Annotated in this window: 25 protein-coding genes and 1 riboswitch; of the genes, 17 read left to right on the top strand and 8 right to left on the bottom strand. The window is 75.6% G+C overall.

Annotated features, from left to right (window positions below):
* Nucleotides 1-41: 41 nt before the first annotated feature.
* Nucleotides 42-1,184, bottom strand: coding sequence for a helix-turn-helix transcriptional regulator (locus ACQZ2A_RS01490; RefSeq protein ID WP_430206720.1), 1,143 nt, complete (start codon nt 1,182-1,184; stop codon nt 42-44).
* Nucleotides 1,185-1,237: 53 nt separating this feature from the next.
* Here ACQZ2A_RS01490 and fmt point away from each other — a divergent pair, with 53 nt between their 5' ends.
* A complete protein-coding gene (gene fmt / locus ACQZ2A_RS01485; RefSeq protein ID WP_430206719.1) occupies nt 1,238-2,176 on the top strand; it encodes a methionyl-tRNA formyltransferase in 939 nt (312 codons plus the stop codon).
* A gap of 7 nt (nt 2,177-2,183) precedes the next feature.
* Here the strand turns inward: fmt and ACQZ2A_RS01480 are convergent, their stop codons facing one another.
* Complete coding sequence (locus ACQZ2A_RS01480; protein ID WP_430206718.1) at nt 2,184-3,044, bottom strand: DinB family protein; 861 nt, start codon at nt 3,042-3,044, stop codon at nt 2,184-2,186.
* Between the two features lie 96 nt (nt 3,045-3,140).
* Between ACQZ2A_RS01480 and ACQZ2A_RS01475 the strand changes: the two genes are divergently transcribed.
* Nucleotides 3,141-4,631, top strand: a complete 1,491-nt coding sequence (locus tag ACQZ2A_RS01475) for an RsmB/NOP family class I SAM-dependent RNA methyltransferase (RefSeq protein ID WP_430206717.1) — start codon at nt 3,141-3,143, stop codon at nt 4,629-4,631.
* A 73-nt stretch (nt 4,632-4,704) separates the two neighbouring features.
* Nucleotides 4,705-5,127 (top strand): GNAT family N-acetyltransferase, encoded by a 423-nt coding sequence (locus ACQZ2A_RS01470; protein WP_430206716.1) that lies wholly within the window; start codon nt 4,705-4,707, stop codon nt 5,125-5,127.
* 3 nt (nt 5,128-5,130) lie between these two features.
* Here the strand turns inward: ACQZ2A_RS01470 and ACQZ2A_RS01465 are convergent, their stop codons facing one another.
* Nucleotides 5,131-5,550 (bottom strand): NUDIX hydrolase, encoded by a 420-nt coding sequence (locus ACQZ2A_RS01465; RefSeq protein WP_430206715.1) that lies wholly within the window; start codon nt 5,548-5,550, stop codon nt 5,131-5,133.
* 39 nt (nt 5,551-5,589) lie between these two features.
* On the opposite strand from ACQZ2A_RS01465, the gene rpe reads away from it, so the two are divergent.
* Complete coding sequence (gene rpe, locus ACQZ2A_RS01460) at nt 5,590-6,246, top strand: ribulose-phosphate 3-epimerase (RefSeq protein ID WP_430206714.1); 657 nt, start codon at nt 5,590-5,592, stop codon at nt 6,244-6,246.
* 2 nt (nt 6,247-6,248) lie between these two features.
* A complete protein-coding gene (locus ACQZ2A_RS01455) occupies nt 6,249-6,860 on the top strand; it encodes a pentapeptide repeat-containing protein (protein WP_430206713.1) in 612 nt (203 codons plus the stop codon).
* A 10-nt stretch (nt 6,861-6,870) separates the two neighbouring features.
* Here the strand turns inward: ACQZ2A_RS01455 and ACQZ2A_RS01450 are convergent, their stop codons facing one another.
* Entirely contained in the window at nt 6,871-7,566 is a 696-nt protein-coding gene (locus tag ACQZ2A_RS01450; RefSeq protein ID WP_430206712.1) for a hypothetical protein, read from the bottom strand.
* 127 nt (nt 7,567-7,693) lie between these two features.
* Nucleotides 7,694-7,824: riboswitch (FMN riboswitch) on the top strand.
* Nucleotides 7,825-7,955: 131 nt separating this feature from the next.
* Between ACQZ2A_RS01450 and ribD the strand changes: the two genes are divergently transcribed.
* From ribD to ACQZ2A_RS01405, 9 genes are all read left to right on the top strand, one after another.
* Nucleotides 7,956-8,990: a bifunctional diaminohydroxyphosphoribosylaminopyrimidine deaminase/5-amino-6-(5-phosphoribosylamino)uracil reductase RibD gene (ribD, locus tag ACQZ2A_RS01445; RefSeq protein ID WP_430206711.1), complete on the top strand. Its 1,035-nt coding sequence runs from the start codon at nt 7,956-7,958 to the stop codon at nt 8,988-8,990.
* 3 nt (nt 8,991-8,993) lie between these two features.
* Nucleotides 8,994-9,611, top strand: a complete 618-nt coding sequence (locus ACQZ2A_RS01440; RefSeq protein WP_430206710.1) for a riboflavin synthase — start codon at nt 8,994-8,996, stop codon at nt 9,609-9,611.
* Nucleotides 9,608-10,834, top strand: a complete 1,227-nt coding sequence (locus ACQZ2A_RS01435) for a bifunctional 3,4-dihydroxy-2-butanone-4-phosphate synthase/GTP cyclohydrolase II (RefSeq protein ID WP_430206709.1) — start codon at nt 9,608-9,610, stop codon at nt 10,832-10,834. Before ACQZ2A_RS01440 ends, ACQZ2A_RS01435 begins: the two co-directional genes overlap by 4 nt.
* Before the next feature lie 31 nt (nt 10,835-10,865).
* The gene (gene ribH, locus ACQZ2A_RS01430) at nt 10,866-11,375 is read left to right on the top strand and encodes a 6,7-dimethyl-8-ribityllumazine synthase (RefSeq protein ID WP_430206708.1); all 510 of its coding nucleotides are present in this window, start codon (nt 10,866-10,868) and stop codon (nt 11,373-11,375) included.
* Nucleotides 11,372-12,133: a nicotinamide riboside transporter PnuC gene (gene pnuC / locus ACQZ2A_RS01425; RefSeq protein ID WP_430206707.1), complete on the top strand. Its 762-nt coding sequence runs from the start codon at nt 11,372-11,374 to the stop codon at nt 12,131-12,133. Before ribH ends, pnuC begins: the two co-directional genes overlap by 4 nt.
* Before the next feature lie 16 nt (nt 12,134-12,149).
* On the top strand, nt 12,150-13,187 hold the full coding sequence (locus tag ACQZ2A_RS01420) for a class I SAM-dependent methyltransferase (protein ID WP_430206706.1): 1,038 nt from the start codon (nt 12,150-12,152) through the stop codon (nt 13,185-13,187).
* 67 nt (nt 13,188-13,254) lie between these two features.
* On the top strand, nt 13,255-13,518 hold the full coding sequence (locus ACQZ2A_RS01415; protein WP_430206705.1) for a phosphoribosyl-ATP diphosphatase: 264 nt from the start codon (nt 13,255-13,257) through the stop codon (nt 13,516-13,518).
* A 28-nt stretch (nt 13,519-13,546) separates the two neighbouring features.
* A complete protein-coding gene (gene hisG, locus ACQZ2A_RS01410; protein ID WP_430206704.1) occupies nt 13,547-14,392 on the top strand; it encodes an ATP phosphoribosyltransferase in 846 nt (281 codons plus the stop codon).
* The gene (locus ACQZ2A_RS01405) at nt 14,389-14,838 is read left to right on the top strand and encodes a PH domain-containing protein (protein WP_430206703.1); all 450 of its coding nucleotides are present in this window, start codon (nt 14,389-14,391) and stop codon (nt 14,836-14,838) included. The genes hisG and ACQZ2A_RS01405 overlap by 4 nt, the downstream gene beginning before the upstream one ends.
* On the opposite strand, the gene ACQZ2A_RS01400 is transcribed toward ACQZ2A_RS01405, so the two are convergent.
* The 3 genes from ACQZ2A_RS01400 to ACQZ2A_RS01390 are packed head-to-tail and all read right to left on the bottom strand — an operon-like array spanning nt 14,828 to nt 17,763.
* Nucleotides 14,828-16,060, bottom strand: coding sequence for a CynX/NimT family MFS transporter (locus tag ACQZ2A_RS01400; RefSeq protein ID WP_430206702.1), 1,233 nt, complete (start codon nt 16,058-16,060; stop codon nt 14,828-14,830). The two genes, ACQZ2A_RS01405 and ACQZ2A_RS01400, sit on opposite strands and share 11 nt — an antisense overlap.
* A gap of 21 nt (nt 16,061-16,081) precedes the next feature.
* Complete coding sequence (locus ACQZ2A_RS01395; protein ID WP_430206701.1) at nt 16,082-17,188, bottom strand: FUSC family protein; 1,107 nt, start codon at nt 17,186-17,188, stop codon at nt 16,082-16,084.
* Nucleotides 17,185-17,763, bottom strand: a complete 579-nt coding sequence (locus ACQZ2A_RS01390; RefSeq protein ID WP_430206700.1) for a hypothetical protein — start codon at nt 17,761-17,763, stop codon at nt 17,185-17,187. Before ACQZ2A_RS01390 ends, ACQZ2A_RS01395 begins: the two co-directional genes overlap by 4 nt.
* 37 nt (nt 17,764-17,800) lie before the next feature.
* Between ACQZ2A_RS01390 and hisF the strand changes: the two genes are divergently transcribed.
* Genes hisF through ACQZ2A_RS01375 form a run of 3 tightly spaced genes read left to right on the top strand, consistent with a single transcriptional unit; the run spans nt 17,801 to nt 19,883 of the window.
* Nucleotides 17,801-18,589, top strand: a complete 789-nt coding sequence (gene hisF, locus ACQZ2A_RS01385) for an imidazole glycerol phosphate synthase subunit HisF (protein WP_430206699.1) — start codon at nt 17,801-17,803, stop codon at nt 18,587-18,589.
* A gap of 20 nt (nt 18,590-18,609) precedes the next feature.
* Nucleotides 18,610-19,170: a hypothetical protein gene (locus ACQZ2A_RS01380; protein ID WP_430206698.1), complete on the top strand. Its 561-nt coding sequence runs from the start codon at nt 18,610-18,612 to the stop codon at nt 19,168-19,170.
* 35 nt (nt 19,171-19,205) lie between these two features.
* The gene (locus ACQZ2A_RS01375) at nt 19,206-19,883 is read left to right on the top strand and encodes a Pr6Pr family membrane protein (RefSeq protein ID WP_430206697.1); all 678 of its coding nucleotides are present in this window, start codon (nt 19,206-19,208) and stop codon (nt 19,881-19,883) included.
* Here the strand turns inward: ACQZ2A_RS01375 and ACQZ2A_RS01370 are convergent.
* On the bottom strand, nt 19,858-20,250 hold the full coding sequence (locus tag ACQZ2A_RS01370; RefSeq protein WP_430206696.1) for a hypothetical protein: 393 nt from the start codon (nt 20,248-20,250) through the stop codon (nt 19,858-19,860). The two genes, ACQZ2A_RS01375 and ACQZ2A_RS01370, sit on opposite strands and share 26 nt — an antisense overlap.
* Nucleotides 20,251-20,331: the final 81 nt, after the last annotated feature.

Here is a 20,331-nt window from a genome sequence, read left to right as displayed (position 1 = left end):
ACGATGGCGCCCGACCGTGGACCGGGCATCGGCCCTTTCGCCTAACCCGCCTCCTCGACGGCCTCGGGGCTCGCCGCGGGGCGCGCACGCTGCCAGGCGAGGACGGCGCTGACCCGGCGGTTGCGCTCGGAGCCCTCGGGCAGGTCGAGCTTGGTGAACGCCGACCGCAGGTGGGCGTCGACGGTGCGCTCGGACACGACGAGCCGGGCGGCGATCCCCGCGTTGGAGAGCCCCTGGGCCAGGAGGGCGACGACCTCGGCCTCGCGGGGCGTCAGGGACGGGTGCGAGGGCTCCTCCGGGCACGCCGTCGCGGCGCGGGGCCCGGGGGAGCCAGCGGTGCCCGCCGTCGCGAGGTCCGCCGCGGTGGGCGCCGGGAGGTCCGTGGCCAGCGCCCGGGTGCAGCCGACGGCCAGGACGGAGACGGCCGCGGCCATCCCCACGAGGACGAGGACGGCGCCCCCGTGGCCGAGGGCGCCGAGCGCACCACAGAGCATGACGAGGGCCGCGCCCGCCACCGCGTGCCCGGCGACGAGGCCGGCCCGGCGCGCCGCCGGGCCCTCGCAGCGCCAGGCCGCCCGGGCCGCCAGGGCGGGACCGAGCAGCACGGTCGACAGGAAGGCGGTGTGCAGCGCGGCGCCCCAGGCCTCGGCCTGCGGTGCCGACAGCGGCGCGCTCGCCCGCAGTGGCGCGTAGTCGTCGAAGACGAGCAGGAAGGCGAGGAACGCCAGCCCCCAGAGCGCCACGACCGCGACCGGGAGGACCGCCGTCGAGCCGTGGCCGAGGTAGCGCGTGGCGAGCCACGGCAGGAGCGAGAACGCGGCCACGAGCGGGAGGTGGGAGGTGGTGGCCAGCAGGGCCGTGAGCCACGCGAGCATCCCGTCCGGGCGGACGTCCGAGGCGAGGACGGCGACGGACCACGCCGCGGGCACCGCGAGCGCGGCCAGGACGAGCATGCGCAGGACCAACCGCCAGCCGGCCCAGCCCGTCCCGAGCCCGCGGTCGCAGCGCCGGACGAGGAGCGCGAGGGAGAGCACCCCGAGCACCACCCACCAGGAGGTGGCGGGGACCGTCGTGCCGGTGGCCCGCCCGGACCCGACGAGCAGCACCAGGCCACCCGCTGCTGCCCAGGGCACGACCGCGCGTGCTCCCGTGCGGGGGAGCAGGGTCCGCGACGACGTGCTCACGGGGCGATTATCGGCGTGACGGCGCCCGGTGTCACCGCACCTAGACTCGGCGGGTGCGTCTCGTCCTCGCCGGAACCCCTGACACCGCCGTCCCGTCGCTGCGGGCGCTGCTCGCCTCCCGCCACGAGGTGGTCGCCGTCGTCACCCGGCCGGATGCCCGCTCCGGCCGCGGCCGCACCCTGCACCCGTCGCCGGTCAAGGAGGTCGCGCTCGAGCACGGTCTCGAGGTGCTGACCCCCGAGCGTCCGAAGGACCCCGAGTTCCTCGACCGGCTGCGGGAGATCGCCCCGGACTGCTGCCCGGTCGTGGCCTACGGTGCGCTCCTGCCGCGCGTCGCCCTCGACGTGCCGGCCCACGGCTGGGTCAACCTCCACTTCTCGCTGCTCCCGGCCTGGCGCGGCGCGGCCCCTGTGCAGCGCGCGCTGATGGCCGGGGACGAGGTCACCGGTGCGAGCACCTTCGTCATCGAGGAGGGCCTCGACACCGGCCCGGTGCTCGGTGCCGTCACCGAGACCGTCCGGCCCGCCGACACGTCCGGGACGCTGCTGGCCCGGCTCGCCGACGTCGGGGCCGGCCTGCTCGTCGCGACGATGGACGGCCTCGAGGACGGCTCGCTGCGCGCCGTGCCCCAGCCCGCCGACGGGGTGAGCCACGCCCCGAAGCTCACCGTGGAGGAGGCACGGGTGCGCTGGTCCCTCCCGGCGCACGTGGTCGACCGGCACGTGCGCGGCTGCACGCCGAACCCCGGGGCGTGGAGCACCTTCCGCGGCGAGCGGCTCAAGGTCGGCCCGCTCGACCGCACCACCCCCGTCCCCGAGGGGGCGCCCGCGCTCGGCCCCGGCGACCTGCACGTGACCAAGCGCTCGGTGTTCGTCGGGACGGCGTCCGGCCCGGTCGCCCTCGGCGAGGTCGGCCCGCACGGCAAGCGCCCGATGGCCGCAGCCGACTGGGCCCGCGGCACCCGCATCGCCCCCGGCGAGACGCTGGACTGAACGCCGTTCAGCCGGAACGCTGCTCGAGCGCGTCCAGGTCGCGCTCGGCGTACCGGCGGTGCCACCACTCCTCGTTGAGCACGACGAGCAAGGGCTGGCTACCCGGCATCGTCTCCCCGGCCGGCGGCCACCCGACGCCGTCGGCGACCGTGAGCTCGCGCTCGAGGTCGGCGTCGCTGAGCTCGTCGACGGCTCGCCGCACCCAGGCCATCCGGTCGTGTCGCAGCGCCAGCACCTCGTCGAGCGCCGGGCGGACCTCGCGGTCGCGCGGGACGCCCGGGGTGTCCTCCATCCCGTCCCACGGGAGGGAGAGCGGGTGCCACGGGGAGGGGTCGCCGCGCAGGACGCGCCCGACCCAGGACTCGGTGGCGAAGACGAGGTGGCGCAGCGTCTCGGTGAAGGACCACTCGCCGTCGACCGACTCGTGCAGCTGCTCGGGCGTGAACCCACGGGCCCGCTCGACGGTGCCGGCCCACAGCCCCTCGACGACGTCCCAGGCGTGCCGGAAGCCGGCGGCATCGGTCGGCTTCATCGCCGCGTAGTCGGGGTGGCGCCGGGCGAGCTCGGCCTCGACGAGCGGGGCGACCTCGATGCCGTTGACCACCAGTCCCTCGACGTCGCCGCTGATCGAGACCGGGCCCTCGACGAACGCGCCCCGGATGACGACGTCGTCGAGCAGGACCTCGGTGAGGCGCAGGCCGGTGAGGTCGGCCCCGGTGACGTGGGCGCCGCGCAGCCGCACCCGCTCGGCCCGGGCCCCGGACAGGTCGACCTGGCTGGCGCGGGCCTCGCGGAGGACCACCCGGCGCGCACTGGTCCCCGTGAGGTCGACGTCGTCGTACGTGTACTCGTGCTCGTCGTCGCTCATGACGGTCACCGTAGGCGGGGTACCGGACGGTCGGCGTCCGCTTCCCCGGCGTCGACGGGTTTCGGCGTGGTGCACGCGGCCCGTTAGCCTCGGCGGGTGCCCGACCGCCCCGCCCGACCGCCGCACCGCGGCCCCCGCCAGCGTTCGCGGACCGCCCCCGCGCAGCGCACCCGTCGCGCCGAGCCGACCCGCTTCGCCGCCTACTCGCTGTTGCGTGCGGTCGCGGACGGCGCCTACGCCAACCTCGAGATGCCGAAGATCATCCGCCAGCGCCGGCTCGAGCCGCGCGACGCCGCGTTCGCCACCGAGCTGGCCTTCGGGACGCTGCGCTGGCAGGGGCTCTACGACGCGGTCGTCGCGGTGGCGGCCGACCGCCCCACCGAGCGGATCGACCCCGAGATCCTCGACGTCCTGCGCCTCGGCGCGCACCAGCTCCTCGGGATGCGCGTACCGGCGCACGCCGCCGCCGACCAGACGGTCGGCCTGGCGCGCACCGTCGTCGGGCAGGGTGCCTCGGGTCTGGTGAACGCCGTCCTGCGGCGGGTCACCGAGCGCACCCTGGAGGAGTGGACGGAGGCGGTCACGCCCCAGGGCGGGGGAGCGGCGGCCCTGGCCGTCCGCCACTCCCACCCCGAGTGGGTCGTCAGCGCGCTGCGGGCCGCCCTGCTCGGGCACGGCCGGGCCACGCCCGACACCGTCGACGCCGAGCTCGGCGCCCTGCTCGCCGCCGACAACGTGCCGCCGCGCGTCCACCTGGTGGCGCGCCCGGGCCTGGCCACCGTCGAGGAGCTGGTGCACGACTCCGACGGCGAGCCCAGCACGACCTCGCCGGTCGGCGTCGTCCTGCGCAGCGGCGACCCGGGCCGCATCGCCGCGGTCCGCGACGGCCGCGCCGCCGTGCAGGACGAGGGGTCGCAGCACCTCGCGCTCGCGCTTGCCGCGGTCGACGTCCCGGACGGTCTGCCGGCGCGCTGGCTCGACCTGTGCGCCGGTCCCGGAGGCAAGGCCGGCGTCCTCGGCGCCCTGGCGCTCGAGGCGGGGGCCGCGCTCACCGCCGTCGAGGTCAGTCCGCACCGTGCCGACCTGGTCCGGTCGAGCCTCGCGCCTCTCATCGAAAAGGCCTCTGCCGCAAGTCGACCCGTCGACATCCGGACGGCCGACGGTCGCACCATCGGCGAGGAGGAGCCCGCCGCGTACGCCCGCGTCCTCGTCGACGCGCCCTGCACGGGGCTCGGTGCGCTGCGCCGGCGGCCGGAGGCGCGCTGGCGCCGGCAGCCCTCCGACCTCGCCACCCTGGGGCCGCTGCAGCGCGCGCTGCTGACCTCGGCGCTCGATGCCGTCGCGCCCGGGGGAGTGGTCGCCTACGCCACGTGCAGCCCGCACGTCGCCGAGACCCGGTTCGTCGTCTCCGACGTCGTCAAGAAGCGGGACGACGTCGAGGTCCTCGATGCCCGCCCGTTCCTCCGGGATGCGTCCGGCGCGCCCCTCGCCGACCTCGGCGACGGACCGCACGTCCAGCTCTGGCCGCACGTCCACGGCACCGACGCGATGTTCCTCGCCCTCCTCCGGAAGCGCCCGGATGCCTGAGGAGGCGCGGACCTGGCGTGAGCCGGTCCCGGCCGACGCAGAGGCCCTCGGCCGTTTGCACTTCCGGTCCTGGGTGGACACGTACGGACCGCTCCTCCCGCAGGGCTGGTTCGACGGCCAGGGGCCCGAGGAGCGCATCGCCCTCTGGCAGCGAGTGCTCGCCGAGCCGCTCCCGGCGGGGGCTCGACGGACGGCGGTGTTCTCGGGGGACGAGCCCGTCGCGTGGTCGATGGCCGGGCCCGCGCGCGTGCACGAGGGCGTGGACCCCGTCCGCGACGAGGAGCTGTGGGGGCTCTACGTCGCCCGCGACCACCTCGGCACCGGGCTCGGCCAGGAGCTGGTCGAGTGGGCCGTCGCCGACCGGCCGGCCGAGCTCTGGGTCGCCGAGGGCAACGAGCGCGCCATCGCCTTCTACCGGCGCAACGGCTTCGCGCTCGACGGCACCTCCGCCGTCGGCACCGGCTTCCCGCTGGCCGAGCTCCGGATGGTGCGCTGACGGTCAGCCCGCGCGGGCGAGCAGTGGCAGGACGTGCTCGACGAGGAGCGGTGCGAGGTCGTCCGGCCACGGACCGTGCGGGTCCAGCCAGCGCTGCTCCTCGATCTCGGACGCGGGCGGCTCCCCGAGCGGGACCGGGGGATGGGCGAAGACGATCGACTCGACGGTCCGGCCCTCCTCGTTGGCCGCTGCGGCGGTGAACAGCCCGAGTCGTTCCAGGCGCTCGGGGTCCAGGACGGCGCCGACCTCCTCGGCGGCCTCCCGGACGGCGGTGCGCTCGGGCGCCTCGCCCGGCTCGTGCTTGCCCCCGACGAGCATGAAGCGTCGGGTGCCCCGCTTGCGGACGGTGAGGACCCGGCCGGCGGTGTCGCGCAACACCACCGCACTGACGCGGATGGGCTCGGAACGGGCGGCGGAGGTCACGGTGACCGACCCTAGCCGCCGCTCGCTAGGGTGGCGCGCGTGCAGATCTCGCCCTCGATCCTGTCCGCCGACTTCGCCAACCTCCAGTCCGAGCTCCAGGCGATCTCGAGCGCCGACTGGGCGCACGTCGACGTCATGGACAACCACTTCGTCCCCAACCTCACCCTCGGCCTGCCGGTCGTCGAGTCCCTGCTCAAGGTCTCGCCGGTTCCGGTCGACTGCCACCTGATGATCGAGGACCCGGACCGCTGGGCCCCCGGGTACGCCGAGGCCGGCGCGCAGTCGGTGACCTTCCACATCGAGGCCGTCCGCGACCCCGTGGCCACGGCGCGCGCCATCCGGTCCGCCGGTGCCCGCGCCGCCTTCGCCGTCAAGCCCGGCACCGACTTCGCCCCCTACGAGGAGCTGCTGCCCGAGGTCGACATGGTCCTCGTGATGACCGTCGAGCCCGGGTTCGGCGGCCAGTCCTTCATGGCCGACCAGATGCCCAAGGTCCGCCAGGTCCGCGAGGCGGTCCGGCGGCACGGCGGCGAGGTCTGGATCCAGGTCGACGGCGGCGTCTCCGCCACGACCATCGAGCAGTGCGCCGAGGCCGGCGCCGACGTCTTCGTCGCCGGCTCCGCCGTCTACGGCAAGGACTCCGCCGCCGACGCGGTCGCCGAGCTGCGCGCGCTCGCCGAGCGCCACCGGCACTGACGGTGTCCTCCCTGGCCGAGCGGCTCGCCGACGCCGGCGGCTACGTGGTCGACCTCGACCTCACCGAGGGGCTCACCCCCGGGGAGGTGCTCGAAGGTCTCGAGCTCGAGGCCTGCCGCCTCGACGGATGCGTCCTCGAGGGTGCCGTCCTGCGCGACTGCACCTTCACCGACTGCACCTTCACGGGATGCAACCTGTCGCGGGTCGACCTCTCCGGCAGCCGGTTCAGCGACTGCCGGTTCGTCGACTGCAAGGCGCTGGCCGTGCAGTGGGCCCGCGCCGCGCCCGCCCCGCTCTCGACCCGGCCGTGGGACCTCGAGCGCTGCCGCCTCGACCTGGGCTCGTTCCGGGACACCGAGGTCGCCGGGTCCCGCTTCACCGGCTGCTCGATGCGCGAGGTCGACCTCGCCGGCGCCGACCTCCGGAAGGCCGACCTCACGGGCTGCGACCTGGGCGCGGCCACCTTCGCCGGGACCGACCTGCGCGAGGCGGACCTGCGCGGCGCCGCCGGCTACGTCGTCGACCCCTCCGAGAACCGGGTCCGCGGGATGCGCGTCGACGCGCTCGCGGCCGGCGGCATCCTCCGGGCGCTGGGCATCGTCGTCGAGGACTGAGGGCCGCCGGTCAGTCCTCGTCGACCGCGTGGACCGTCACCGAGAACCCGAGGTCGTCGCGGTCCCCGCCGAGCGGCTCGGTCGAGACGACGACACCGGTCTGCACGTCGAGGCCCACGAGCCAGGAGTCCGGGTACACGACGTCCGGGTGGTCCCGCGCGTACGTCGGTCCGCCGGCCTCGTCCTCGAGGCGTTCCGAGACCGCGCCCCACAGCAACGGGCAACAGCCGCATCGCGGTTCGTAGTTGCCGGTGGCGACCATCCGGGCCCACCACGTCTCGCGGCCGTGACGGGTCGTGGCCGCCAGCTCGCGGACGACGGTGCCGGTGGACAGCTCGACGGGGTCGAGCATCGCCACCCAGTCGAAGGAGCGCCACATCGGGTCGTCCCAGAGGACCGACAGGGAGGTCGGCCGGGCTATGACGAAGCCGTCGGCGTCGAGCTCGACCGGGACGTCGGCGGGCAGCACCTCGTCGGCGGGCCCGGCCGCACGCCCGTCGAGGTGGATGACCTCCCGCGCGTACGGGACGCCGGTGACGACGTGCTCGGCACCGGATGCCGTCCGTACCCGGAGCCACCCGGGGCGCCGGAGCAGGGCATCGACCTGCTCCCCGGACGCCCGCCGGTGGGTGAACCGCAGCGTCGTGAAGCGCCACGGCGAGGAGCGGGCCAGGGCGCGGAATCGACTGTCGGAGACATCGGGCACGGCCCCATGGTGGGGACGACGGCGTGGGGGCGCCACGGGGTTTCCGTCCTGCGTGATGCACGGGGTGTGCCCGACCGCACGCCGGAACGGGTCGAAACCACCGCACCCGCGGGTGCATACTGGCCGAGTACGTGCTCCGGGGTCGGTGCAATTCCGAACCGGTGGTGACAGTCCACGACCCGACCGCAGCCAGCGGCCGGTTGACCCGGTGAAACTCCGGGACCGACGGTGAGAGTCCGGATGGTAGGCAGCACGTGCCGAGGCAGGCCCGCGAGGGTCCGTCCTCGGCGGCCGTTGGCGACGGCGTACCCCTCGGGGTGCCCCTGCCGTCCCCTGGCCATCAGCCCGGAGCCCGACCGACCACCGGTCCGAGGCACGAGGGCAGAGAGATGCACGAGCACACCGCGCTGATGCAGCGGGCGCTCGTTGCTGCCCGTCTCGGACCCGAGGCCGACCCCAACCCGCGCGTGGGATGCGTGGTCACCGACCGCGCCGGGACCGTGGTCGGCACCGGCCACCACCGCGGCGCCGGCACGCCGCACGCGGAGGTCGACGCCCTGGCCCGCGCGGGCAGCGCGGCCCGCGGCGGCACCGCGGTCGTCACCCTCGAACCCTGTGACCACGCGGGCCGGACCGGACCGTGCACCGAGGCGCTCCTCGCGGCCGGCATCACCTCGGTCCGCTACGCCGTCGCCGACCCCGACCCGAAGGCCGCCGGCGGGGCCGAGCACCTCCGGCGGGCCGGCCTCGACGTCCACGTTGAGGACGACCCCGCGATGCGCGCCGCCGCCGAGGCGGTCAACGCGACGTGGCTGCACGCCCGCCGCACCGGCCGCCCCTTCGTCACCTGGAAGACCGCGAGCACGCTCGACGGGCGCACCGCCGCCGCCGACGGCTCCAGTCGCTGGATCACCGGCGAGGCCGCCCGCGCCGACGTGCACCGCCTCCGCGCCCGGGTCGGTGCCGTCCTCGTCGGTACCGGCACGGTCCTCGCCGATGACCCCGCCCTCACCGTGCGCGACGCCGACGGCCACCCCGCCGGCCGCCAGCCGCTGCGGGTGGTCGCGGGCCGTCGCCCCGTGCCCGCGGGTGCCCGCCTCCTCGACGGCCACGCCGAGACCCTCGTCCTCCCCACCCACGACCCGACCGAGGTCCTCGCGGCGCTCCTCGACCGAGGGGTGCACCACGTCCTCCTCGAGGGCGGCGCGACCCTGGCCGCCGCGTTCCTGCGGGCCGGCCTCGTCGACGAGGTGGTCGCCTACCTCGCCCCGGTCCTCCTCGGCGCCGGGCCGGCCGCGGTCGGCGACCTCGGCATCGGCTCGATCGAGGGTGCCGTGCGCCTCGAGACCACCGACGTCACCGTCCTCGGCGACGACGTCCGCATCACCGCCCGCCCCCGCACCGACCACCACCCCAGGAGCTGACCCGTGTTCACCGGCATCGTCGAGGAGCTCGGCACCGTCACCGCCCTCGAGCAGGGCACCGACAGCGCCCGCCTCACCGTCCACGGCCCGCTCGTCACGTCCGATGCCGTCCACGGGGCGTCCATCGCCGTCAACGGCGTCTGCCTGACCGTGACCGAGCACGGCGAGGGCTCCTTCACCGTCGACGTCATGGCCGAGACGCTGCACCGCAGCAGCCTCGGTGCGCTGCACCCGGGCGACCGCGTCAACCTCGAGCGCCCGATGGCCGCGTCGGCGCGCTTCGGCGGCCACGTCGTGCAGGGCCACGTCGACGGCACCGCGACGATCACGGCGCGCGAGCCGGGGGAGCGGTGGGAGGTCGTGCGCTTCACCCTCTCCGCCGACCTCGCGCCCTACCTCGTCGAGAAGGGGTCGGTCACCGTCGACGGCGTCTCGCTCACCGTCGTCGACGTCGCGGACGACGCGTTCTCGGTCTCGCTCATCCCCACGACCCTCGAGCTGACGACGCTGGGGCACAAGGCGGTCGGTGACCCGGTCAACCTCGAGGTCGACGTGCTCGCGAAGTACGTCGAGCGGCTGCTCGCCACCCGCTTCGCGCCGCGCCCGGAGGTGTCCGCATGACCACCCTCGCCACCGTCGAGGAGGCTCTGGACGCCCTGCGCGCCGGGCGCCCGGTGCTCGTCGTCGACGACGCCGACCGCGAGAACGAGGGCGACGTCGTCCTCGCCGCGGAGACGCTGACGGCGGAGTGGACGGCCTGGGCGGTCCGCCACAGCAGCGGCTACCTGTGCGCCCCCCTGACCGAGGAGGTCGCCGACCGGCTCGGCCTGCCGCTCATGGTCGCCGACAACCACGACCCGCTCCGGACGGCCTACACCGTCACCGTCGACGCCGCGGAGGGCGTCACCACCGGCATCTCGGCCGCCGACCGCACCCGCACCGCCCGTGTCCTCGCCGACCCCTCCAGCACCGCCGCGGACCTGCGCCGCCCCGGGCACGTCGTCCCGCTGCGGGCCCGGGCCGGTGGCGTCCTCGTGCGGCCCGGGCACACCGAGGCCGCCGTCGACCTCTGCCGGCTCGCGGGCCTGGCCCCGGTGGGCGTCATCGGCGAGCTCGTCGAGGACGACGGCTCGATGACCCGCCTGCCCGGCGTGCTCGCGCTCGGGACCGCCCACGACCTCCCCGTCCTGACCATCGCCGACCTCGTCGCGTGGCGGCAGCGCCACGACCGTCTCGACCGGGTCGCCGACACCGTCGTCCCGACCCGGCACGGCGCGTTCCGGGCCCTGGGCTACCGAGACCGCGTCACCGGCGAGGAGCACCTCGCGCTCGTCTCGCCGCTCGGTGTTCCCGAGCAGGCGCCGTTGGTGCGCGTGCACTCCGAGTGCCTCACGGGCGACGTGCTCGGCTCGCAGCGGTGCGACTGCGGGCCGCAGCTCGAGCGCTCGCTCGAGCGGGTCGCGGCCGAGGGTGGTGTCGTCGTGTACCTGCGCGGCCACGAGGGCCGGGGCGTCGGACTGGCCGGCAAGCTCGCGGCCTACGCCCTCCAGGACCGCGGCCTGGACACCGTCGACGCCCAGGTCGAGCTCGGCCTGCCCGTCGACGCCCGCGACTACGTCGCCGCGGCCGGCATCCTCACCGACCTCGGCGTCGACGCCGTGCGGCTGCTCACCAACAACCCGGCCAAGGTCGAGGGACTGCGGGGGCACGGCATCGAGGTCCTGGCCGTCGAGCGTCTGCGCACCACGCCGCTCCCGACCAACGCGGCCTACCTGCGCACCAAGCGCGACCGGATGGGCCACGACCTCGCGGTCGACCCCGCCGACTCCGGCAGCACCGCCTGACCCCCCACGACACCCGAGGAGCGCACGAGAGATGAGTGGACACGGAGCCCCGACCGTCACGGCCGACGGGCATGGTCTGCGCGTGGCCGTCGTCGCCGCGTCGTGGCACGCGGAGGTGATGGACGGCCTCCTGGACGGCGCGCTGCGAGCCCTGACCGAGGCCGGCGTCGAGGACCCGCTCGTGGTGCGCGTCCCCGGCACGGTCGAGCTGTCGGTCGCGTGCGCCCGGTTGGCGCCGACCCACGACGCGCTCGTCGCGCTCGGGGTCGTCGTCCGCGGTGGGACCCCGCACTTCGAGTACGTCTGCCAGGGCGTCACCGCCGGGCTGACCGAGGTGTCGGTACGCACCGGCGTCCCCGTCGGGTTCGGGGTGCTCACCTGCGACGACGACGAGCAGGCCCGGGCCCGCGCCGGCCTGCCCGGCTCGACGGAGGACAAGGGCCACGAGGCCGCCACCGCCGCCGTCGCGACGGCGGACGTGCTCCGCCGCGTCGCTCCCTCCACCACCACCCGCCCCGAGCCCGAAGGAGCCCGCCGATGACCGCCCTCGCCGCCGCCACCGTCGCCTCGCAGAACCTCTTCCAGCGGATGATCGACGCCGGCGTCGACATCGGCCCGTACCGGCTGCACTGGCTCGAGCTGCTCGGGGTCCTCATCGGCGTCGCGTCGGCCTGGTACGGGATGAAGCGCGCCGTGTGGGCCTGGCCGGTCGGCATCGTCGCCAACGTGATGCTCTTCTTCGTCTACGTCGGCGCCGCGTTCGGTGCCGACCAGCGCATCCCGCTCTTCGGCCAGTCCGGGCGCCAGGTCTTCTTCATCATCGTCAGCCTGTACGGCTGGTACCGGTGGGCGCAGCACCGCCGGGCCACGGGCGGAGGCGGGGCACCGGCCGTCGTCCCGCGCTGGATGACGTCGCGCGAGCGCCTCGCCGTCGGGGCCGGCTGGCTGCTCGGCACCGTCGTCGTGCACGAGGCCTTCGTGGCGCTGTGGAACCTCTCGCCCAACCCGTTCTTCACGCCGCAGTGGTGGTTCTACTGGTGCGACGCGTGGATCTTCGTCGGCTCGATCGTCGCCACGTACTCGATGGCCCGCGGCTGGAACGAGTTCTGGCTGGCCTGGATCGGCGTCGACCTCGTCGGCGTGCCGCTCGGCTTCGCCACCGGCTACGTGCCGACGTCGGTCATGTACATCTTCTACGGGATGTTCGTCCTCTACGGCTTCAGCCAGTGGGTCAAGCTCACCCGGATGGCCGAGCACGAGCGGGCGCAGCGCGCAACCACCCCGACCGCGGTGGCCTGAGCCGACGGACCGCGCGATGACCCTCGACGGCGGGACACCCGGCAACGCCTGGGCGGCGTTCGAGCGGGTCCACGACGCACGGGCCGACCTCGTCGTGCTGCTCGCCGGGTTCCGGGCCGGGCTGCTCTCCGCCGTCGTCGGCGCCGCGGGGACGGCCGAGGAGCTGGCCGCCCGGGCGGGCACCGACCCCCGGCTCACCGCCGAGTGGTGCCGGGCGATGACCGTCGCGGGCTTCCTCGACGTCGACGCCACGGGGCACCGGTTCGCGGCCCTGCCCGGCCTGGACGAGGTCCTCGAGGTCGCCGGTGTGGACAGCCCGGTCGACATCGAGTCGGCGCTCCTCGACCGCACGCCGGCGGTCGTGGCCGCCCTCGCCGCCGCCCTGCGCGACGGGGAGGGCGCCGACCCGGCCGTCTACGGGGACGGCTGGGCCCGGCTGCAGGACGCCGCCGCGCTCGCCTCCGACCCCGGCGCCGTCGTCACCGCGCTCCTCGCCCCGGTGGCCGGGGTGGTCGAGGCGCTGGAGGCCGGGTGCCGCGTGATCGAGGTGGGTTGCGGCGGTGGGTGGGCCCTCGAGGTGCTCGCCGAGCGGTACCCCGAGGCGTCCTTCGTCGGGCTCGAGATCGACCCCGTGGCGCTCGGCATCGCGCGGGGCCGGCTGGCCCGCTTCGGCGACCGCTGCGTCGTCGGTCCCGAGGCGCCGGCGGGGGAGCGGCCCGACGTCGTGCTGCTCGTCGACGTCCTCCACGACCTCCCGCGGCCGGCCGCCGACCTCGCCCGGCTCCTCGCGGACGCCGCGCCGGGGGCGGTCCTCGTCGTGGCCGAGGCCGACGCCACGGGGGACTTCTCGCTCGACCGGACCTCGGGTGCCGCGTGGCAGTACGCGTCGGGCTTCACCCGCTGCCTCCCCCTGGTACGGAGGGCCGGAGGCGAGGGGGCCGGGCCGCTGTGGGGCCGCACGGCCGTGCTCCGGACCCTCGCGGACGCGGGCGTCCACGAGGTGGCCGTGCACACCACCGCCGACGGGCACGCCGTCTTCGCGGCCCGCGTCTGAGCGAGCCCGGACGGGAGGGGCGGACGGCTGTCGGGGGCACCCGGCCGCCCCCGTACCCTTGTGCCTCGTGAAGACGTTCGACGACCTGTACGCCGAGCTCGCCGAGAAGGCCCGCACCCGCCCCGAGGGCTCCGGCACCGTGGCCGCCCTCGACGCCGGCGTCCATGCCATCGGCAAGAAGATCGTGGAGGAGGCGGCCGAGGTCTGGATGGCCGCCGAGCACGAGGGCCGTGAGCGCACCGCCGAGGAGGTCAGCCAGCTGCTGTACCACCTCCAGGTGCTCATGGTCGCGACCGACCTGACCCCCGACGACGTCTACCGCCACCTCTGAGCGGCCCGAACGCGAGGACCACCACCCCATGCTCCGCATCGCCGTCCCCAACAAGGGGTCGCTCTCCGAGCCCGCGGCCGCCATGCTCCGCGAGGCCGGCTACCGCACCCGCCGCGACACCAAGGAGCTCGTCGTCACCGACGCCGACAACGGCGTCGAGCTCTTCTACCTGCGCCCGCGCGACATCGCCGTCTACGTCGGCTCCGGCACCGTCGACTGCGGCATCACCGGTCGCGACCTGCTCCTCGACTCCGGCTCGGCCGCCGTCGAGGTGATGACCCTCGGCTTCGGTGGCTCGACCTTCCGCTACGCCGGGCGCCCCGGCACCGCGACGGGTGTCGACGGCCTCGCCGGGCGGCGCGTGGCCACGAGCTACCCCGGGCTCGTCGAGAAGCACCTCGCCGACCACGGCGTGCAGGCCGAGGTCGTGCGCCTCGACGGCGCCGTCGAGACCGCCATCACCCTCGGGGTCGCCGACGTCATCGCCGACGTCGTCGAGACCGGCGCGACGCTGCGCAGCCAGGGACTCGAGGTCTTCGGCGAGCCGATCCTGCGCAGCGAGGCGGTCCTCGTCCGCCGGGACGGCAGCGAGGAGAAGGCCGGCATCGAGGTGCTGCGCCGGCGCATCCTCGGCGTCGTCACCGCTCGGCACTACGTGATGCTCGACTACGACGTGCCGGCCTCGCTCGTCGACCGTGCCTGCGCCGTGACCCCCGGCCTGGAGAGCCCGACGGTCTCCTCGCTGCAGAACCGCGACTGGTGCGCCGTGCGCGCGATGGTCCCGCGGATCGGCACCAACGCCGTGATGGACGAGCTGTACGACCTCGGCGCCCGGGCCATCCTCGTCACCGACATCACGGCCTGCCGCCTGTGAGCGACGCCGCGGGACCCGCTCCGGCCGCGCCGTTCCGACCGCGCCGCGGGCGGGTCGTCCCGCTCGTCGTCGCGGGCACCTTCGTCGTCATCTGCGCGGCCGTCGCCGTGGGGATGGGCGTCTCGGGTGCGTGGGGGCCGGGGGACCAGGTGGCCCTCGTCGTCTTCGGCCTGCTCGTGGCCGCCTTCCTCTCCAGGTACGCGGCCATCCGGGCGGTGGCAGGCCCCGACGGCCTCACCGTGCGCAACCTCATGAGCACCCGCACGGTCGGGTGGGACGAGATCGTCGACGTCCGCTTCCCCGACGGCGACCCGTGGGTGAGCCTGGAGCTCGCCGACACCGACGTCCTCGCCGTCATGGCGGTGCAGCGGGTCGACGGCGAGGAGGGCCGGGCCGAGGCGCGCCGGCTCGCCGGCCTCGTGCGCGAGCGCCGGCTCAGGTCCTGACCGGCTCGGCGGCCTCGCCCACCCGTGCAGCGTCCGGGCGCAGCCGGCTCGCGGCGAGCAGCTGCGGGACGGCGAGCAGCGCGAGCAGCGCCCACAGCCAGGCGTAGCCGTCGGTCGCGTCGCGGACCGCGCCCATCGTCGCCGGGCCCGCCGAGGCGATCGTGTACGAGACGAGGAAGCCCATCGCGGTGAGCCGTGCGCTGTCGCGCGCGGTGGCGGCGTAGCGGACGAGCAGGCCGAGCCCCAGGGCGAAGCACGCGCCCTGACCGGCCCCGACGAGCACCGCCCAGCCCCACGGCGCGAGGTCGGGCGCGAGCCAGACCCCGGCCTCCCCGAGCCCGCCGAGCAGCGTCGCGCCGAACAGCAGCACGCGGGCGTCGGTGCGGCGGTCCAGGAGCACCGGGGCGAGCAGCCCGGAGACGAGCTGGGCGCCGGTGAAGACGGACATGAGCAGGCCCGCGTCCCGGGCCGACCACCCGGAGGCCTCGTAGGTGGGCGCCAGCCACGCGAGGGAGGAGTAGAACTGCCACGACTGGAAGGTGAGGTACGTCGCGAGCATCCAGGCCGTGATGCTGCGCCACGGCAGGGCGTGCGAGACGTCCTCGGGCGCAGGCTGGTTCGCCGCGCGGCGGCGCGCGTACCGCGCCACCGGAATCCAGACCAGCCCGGCGACGGCGGCCAGCGGCGCCCACGCGAGCAGCGACCCGGACCACCCGCCGAGCGCACCGGCCAGCGGCACGGCCAGGGCCGAGGCCAGGGCGGCGCCGCCCATCATCGACATCATCGTCAGGCCGGTGCCGAGGCCGGAGCGGTGCGCCGGGAAGACGGTCTTGACGATGCCCGGCAGCAGGGTGCCGGCCAGCGCGATGCCGGCGCCGGCCACGAGCGTGCCGGCGTAGAGCGACCACACCTGCCCGCCGCCGGAGCCGCGCACGACCACCCCCACGAGGACCAGCCCGATGCCCGCGCCCACGGCCGACGCGGGGCCGGTGCGCCGGGCGACCTGGTTGGCGACCGGCGCCAGCAGCCCCATGCAGAGCACCGGCAGCGTCGTCAGCACGCCCAGCCAGGCGTTGCTCAGGCCGAGGTCGGCCCGGATGGTCTCGGCGAGCGGCGGCAGGCTGGCCATGAGCGTCCGCAGGTTCGACGCCACGAGCACCAGCGCGGTGACGATCACCCAGCGGGGCATCGTCGGGGTGTCTCGGGTATCCGGGCTGCTCACCGACGCATCGTGCCAGCCGGGTCAGGGCAGGTGGGACTCGGGGACCATCTGGAGCGCCTCGTCGTCGTCGAGGCCGGCGACGACGAGCAGGTCGACCACCATCGAGCGCACCTGCCCGCGCACCATCTCGGCGGAGAGCCCGGCCGACGGCTCGGCCCGCGCCGAGAGCCCGGCGACCCGCTCCAGCACGCCGCGTCCGGCCGAGGGCAGCGTGTGCTCGTCGAGGACTCGGGCGAGGTCCTCGGCGGCCCGGGCGAGCTCGTCGACGAGGTCGACGTAGCGCGGGGGCACCGGCTCCTCGCGGCGCACCGCGACCCCAGCCCGCCGGGCGAGGACGCGCAGGTTGCGGACGCACCGGTCCAGCGGCACGACGAGGGCGGAGGCCGCCACCGCCTGGGGCCGGTGCCGGCGCAGCAGGGGCGACTGCCGGACGACGGCCACCCCCTCGGCAGCGGCGGTCCGCAGCTCGCCGATCTGCTCCTCGAGGGCCCGGGAGGCGGCGAGGGCGTCGGCGGCGGCCTCGGCGTCCTGGGAGCGGAGGGCATCGGCGACCTCACGCAGGGTCGCGGCCACGCCGCGGACCGTGCGCGCCGCCTCGGCCCGCGGCCGGGCGACCGGCGTCGTGGGGGCGACGGCGCCGATGACGAGGGCCACGGCCCCGCCGACGACGGCGTCGAGCCACCGCGACACACCCTGACCGGTCGTCGCGACGAAGGCCACGATGAACACCGACTGCACCCCGGCCTGGATGACGACGAGCTGCCCCGTCGACACGACGATGGCCACCGCCATCGCGAACACGACGACGAGGGCCATCTGCACCGGACCGCTGCCGAGGAGCAGCACGACGGCGTCGCCGACGAGCACGCCGATGGCCACGCCGAGGCTGACCTCGACGATCCGCCGCAGCCGCTGGCCGTAGGTGAGACCGAGGCAGAGGATCGCCGTGACGGGTGCGAAGAACGGCTGGACGTGCCCGAGCCCGTGCCGGGCGAGCGTCCAGGCGAGGACGACGGCCACGCCTATCTGCGCGAGGAAGACCAGGCGGTCGTGCAGCCGGTGCAGCCCGCGCTCGAGCCCGGTCCGGGTGTCGAGCACGACGCGGCGGGCGCGCCCGGCGGTGCTCACGACCCGTCGCCGGTCGAGAGGACGACGTCGGCCCGCTCGCGGGTGCGGTCGGCCGTGAACAGCGCCCGCTCCTGGGCCGCCCAGCGCTCCCAGTGCGGGCGGAAGGTCTCGCCGTCCCGGGCGAGACCCCGCCGCATCCGCTCGGCACGTCCGGCCTCGACCCACACCCGCAGGGCTGCGTAGCCACCCGCCGCACCGACGCTCGAGGCGCAGCCTTCGACGACGAGGAGCGGGGCGTGCGCGACGTCGCGGCTCCCGCCCCAGGTGTCGGTCTCCCAGTCCCAGAGGCGGTACCGGGCCGCCCGGCCGCGCGAGAGGGGGATGAGGACCTGGTTGACGAGCAGCGGCACGGCGTCGGCCAGGCCGTCCCACCCCGGGAAGAGCTCGTCCATGTGGACGACGGGGCAGCCGAGCGCGTCGACGACCCCCTTGGCCAGCGTGGTCTTGCCCGAGCCGCTCGGCCCGTCGACGGCGAGGACCTTCACCCCACCGCAGCGGGCCGGGGCGTCGCGCAGCGCCGCGAGCACCGTGTCGACGTGCGCCGGGTCCGCGGGGTCCGTGACCTGGAACCACACGCTGACCGACCCTAGTGCCGCGGCTACGCTGACGCGCGTGTCGGTCGCCGTGCGTGTCATCCCCTGCCTCGACGTCGACGACGGGCGCGTCGTCAAGGGCGTGAACTTCCGTGGCCTGCGCGACGCCGGTGACCCCGTCGAGCTGGCCCGCCGCTACGGCGAGCAGGGCGCCGACGAGCTGACCTTCCTCGACGTCACGGCGAGCAGCGGCGACCGCGCGACGATGTACGACGTCGTCGCCCGCACGGCCGAGGAGGTCTTCATCCCCCTCACCGTCGGCGGTGGCGTCCGCACCGTCGACGACGTCGACCGGCTGCTGCGGGCCGGCGCCGACAAGGTGGGCGTCAACACCGCCGCCATCGCCCGCCCCGAGCTCATCGCCGAGACCGCCGACCGGTTCGGCGCCCAGGTGCTCGTCCTCTCGGCCGACGTGCGCCGTCGGCGCGACGCATCAGGTTCGGCGACAGGGGGTTTCGAGGTGACGACCCACGGCGGTCGTATCGGTACCGGTCTCGACGCCGTCGAGTGGTGCGCCCGTGCCGAGTCGCTGGGCGCGGGCGAGATCCTCCTGAACTCGATGGACGCCGACGGCACCAAGGACGGCTTCGACCTCGAGCTGATCCGTCTCGTGCGCGCGGAGGTGCGCGTGCCGGTCATCGCGAGCGGGGGAGCGGGGACGGTCGGGCACTTCGCGCCGGCCGTCGAGGCCGGGGCGGACGCGGTGCTCGCCGCCAGCGTGTTCCACTTCGGCGACCTGACCATCGGCGAGGTCAAGGACGCCCTCGCCGCCGAGGGGCTGCCCGTCCGGCGGGCCACCGCCACCTGACGTCCCAGGGGGGACCACCGATGTTCGACGACACCTTGCCGCGCGACCTCGTGATGATCGGGGCCGTCTTCGGGGCCGGGGCCTTCGCCTGGGCCGGCTGGGCGCAGGAGGGGCCGCCCCGCGCCTGGGTCTGGCGGGCGCTGCTCGGCGTGCTGTCCGTCGCGGGGCTGGCGCTGGCCGGCTGGAGCGGCACGCTCGCGGCCCGGAACTGGGACGGCGGGACCGCGATCGCGACGGGTGGCCGGGGGTTCACCCTCTACCTCGTCGTGTTCTGGGCCGAGGTGCTCGTCGCGGTGGTCGCCGGCCTGCTGCTCGCCCGGCACGGGCGGTCCGACCTCCTCGCGCCCCTGGTCCTGCTCGTCGTCGGCGTGCACTTCTTCGCGCTCGCCGTCGTCTTCGGTCAGCCGGTGCTGCACCTGGCGGCGGTGCTGCTCAGCGCGATCGCCGTGCCGGCGGCGCTCGTCCCTCCAAGCGCGGTGGCGCGCAGCTTCTGGTGCGGGCTGCTGGGGGCACCGGTCTTCCTCGGCGTCGGCTTCTGGTCGGTGCTACGGGGTGCCTCGGTGTTCGCGGCGTCGTCCTGAGCCGCGTCGCCCCCTCCGGGCCTAGGCTCGCGCCCGTGACCGCCTCCCGTGCCCGGATGCTGCACCTCGTCGTCGCCCTCGTGGCGACCGCCGCGCTCGTGCTCCAGACCGTCCTCGTGCTGCAGGGCGGCCGGGTGCTCGACGAGACGTCGGTCCCGCCGCTCGGGATCCGCCTCGGCCGGCTGGTCTCCTACTTCACCATCCAGAGCAACGTCCTCGTCGCCGTCACCGCCTGGCAGCTGTGGCGCGACCCCGCGCGCGACGGCCGATGGTGGCGCCCGGTGCGGCTGGCGGCCCTGGTCGGCATCACCGTGACCGGCCTCGTCCACTTCGTGCTGCTCCGCCCCCTGCTCGACCTCGAGGGCGCCGACTGGCTCGCCGACAAGCTCCTCCACATGGCGGTGCCGGTCCTGGCCGTCCTCGCCTGGTTCCTCGTCGGGCCGCGTCCCCGGACGACGTGGCGCACAGCAGGGGAGGCGCTCGCCTGGCCGGTCGTCTGGCTCGTCTGGACCCTCGTCGTCGGGGCGCTGAGCGGCTGGTACCCCTACCCGTTCCTCGACCACCGCGAGGACGGCGGCGCGGCCGGTGTCGTCGTCGCCTGCGTGGGCATCACGGTGCTCTTCCTCGGCCTGTTCGCGGGGGTGGTCGCCCTGGACCGCCGACTGCGGCCCGCTCCCGCGGAGCCGGTCAGCCCGGCCACTCCAGCTCGGTGACCTCGCCGCCGACCACGGTGGCAGTCAGGGCGACCGTGTCGCCGGGCATCGGGCACAGCACGTAGTCGCCGGCCGTCACCGCCGGGTAGACGAGGCAGTGCACCGTGCCCGCGGGGGTGGGGCGACCCACGACGCCGACGTGCGGGAAGGGCGAGCGCGCGTGGTCGTGGCCGCCGTGCGCGTGGTGATGGTGCCCGTCGTGGTGGTGGTGCGTGGGGGCGGCGGCGCCGGCCGGGCGGATCTCGACCTCGAGGCCCTCGAGGTCGGGCCGGCCGTCCGGCATCGTGACGACGAGCGCCCCGACGTCGCCGCCGATGTCGAGCGGGACCGGCCCCTGGCCGGCGTGGGGGTTCTCCGGGGTGCCCATGGCAGGTCCTCTCGGGTGCGGTGCGGTGCGGGGGAGGGGGTGCGGTGCGTCCCACCCACCGCACGAGGTGGGTGGGACGCA

The organism is Phycicoccus avicenniae (assembly GCF_050496545.1).
GTDB lineage: Bacteria > Actinomycetota > Actinomycetes > Actinomycetales > Dermatophilaceae > Phycicoccus > Phycicoccus avicenniae_A.
Note: the sequence above shows the minus strand (reverse complement) of the source record. Positions and strands in the feature narration are given on the sequence as shown.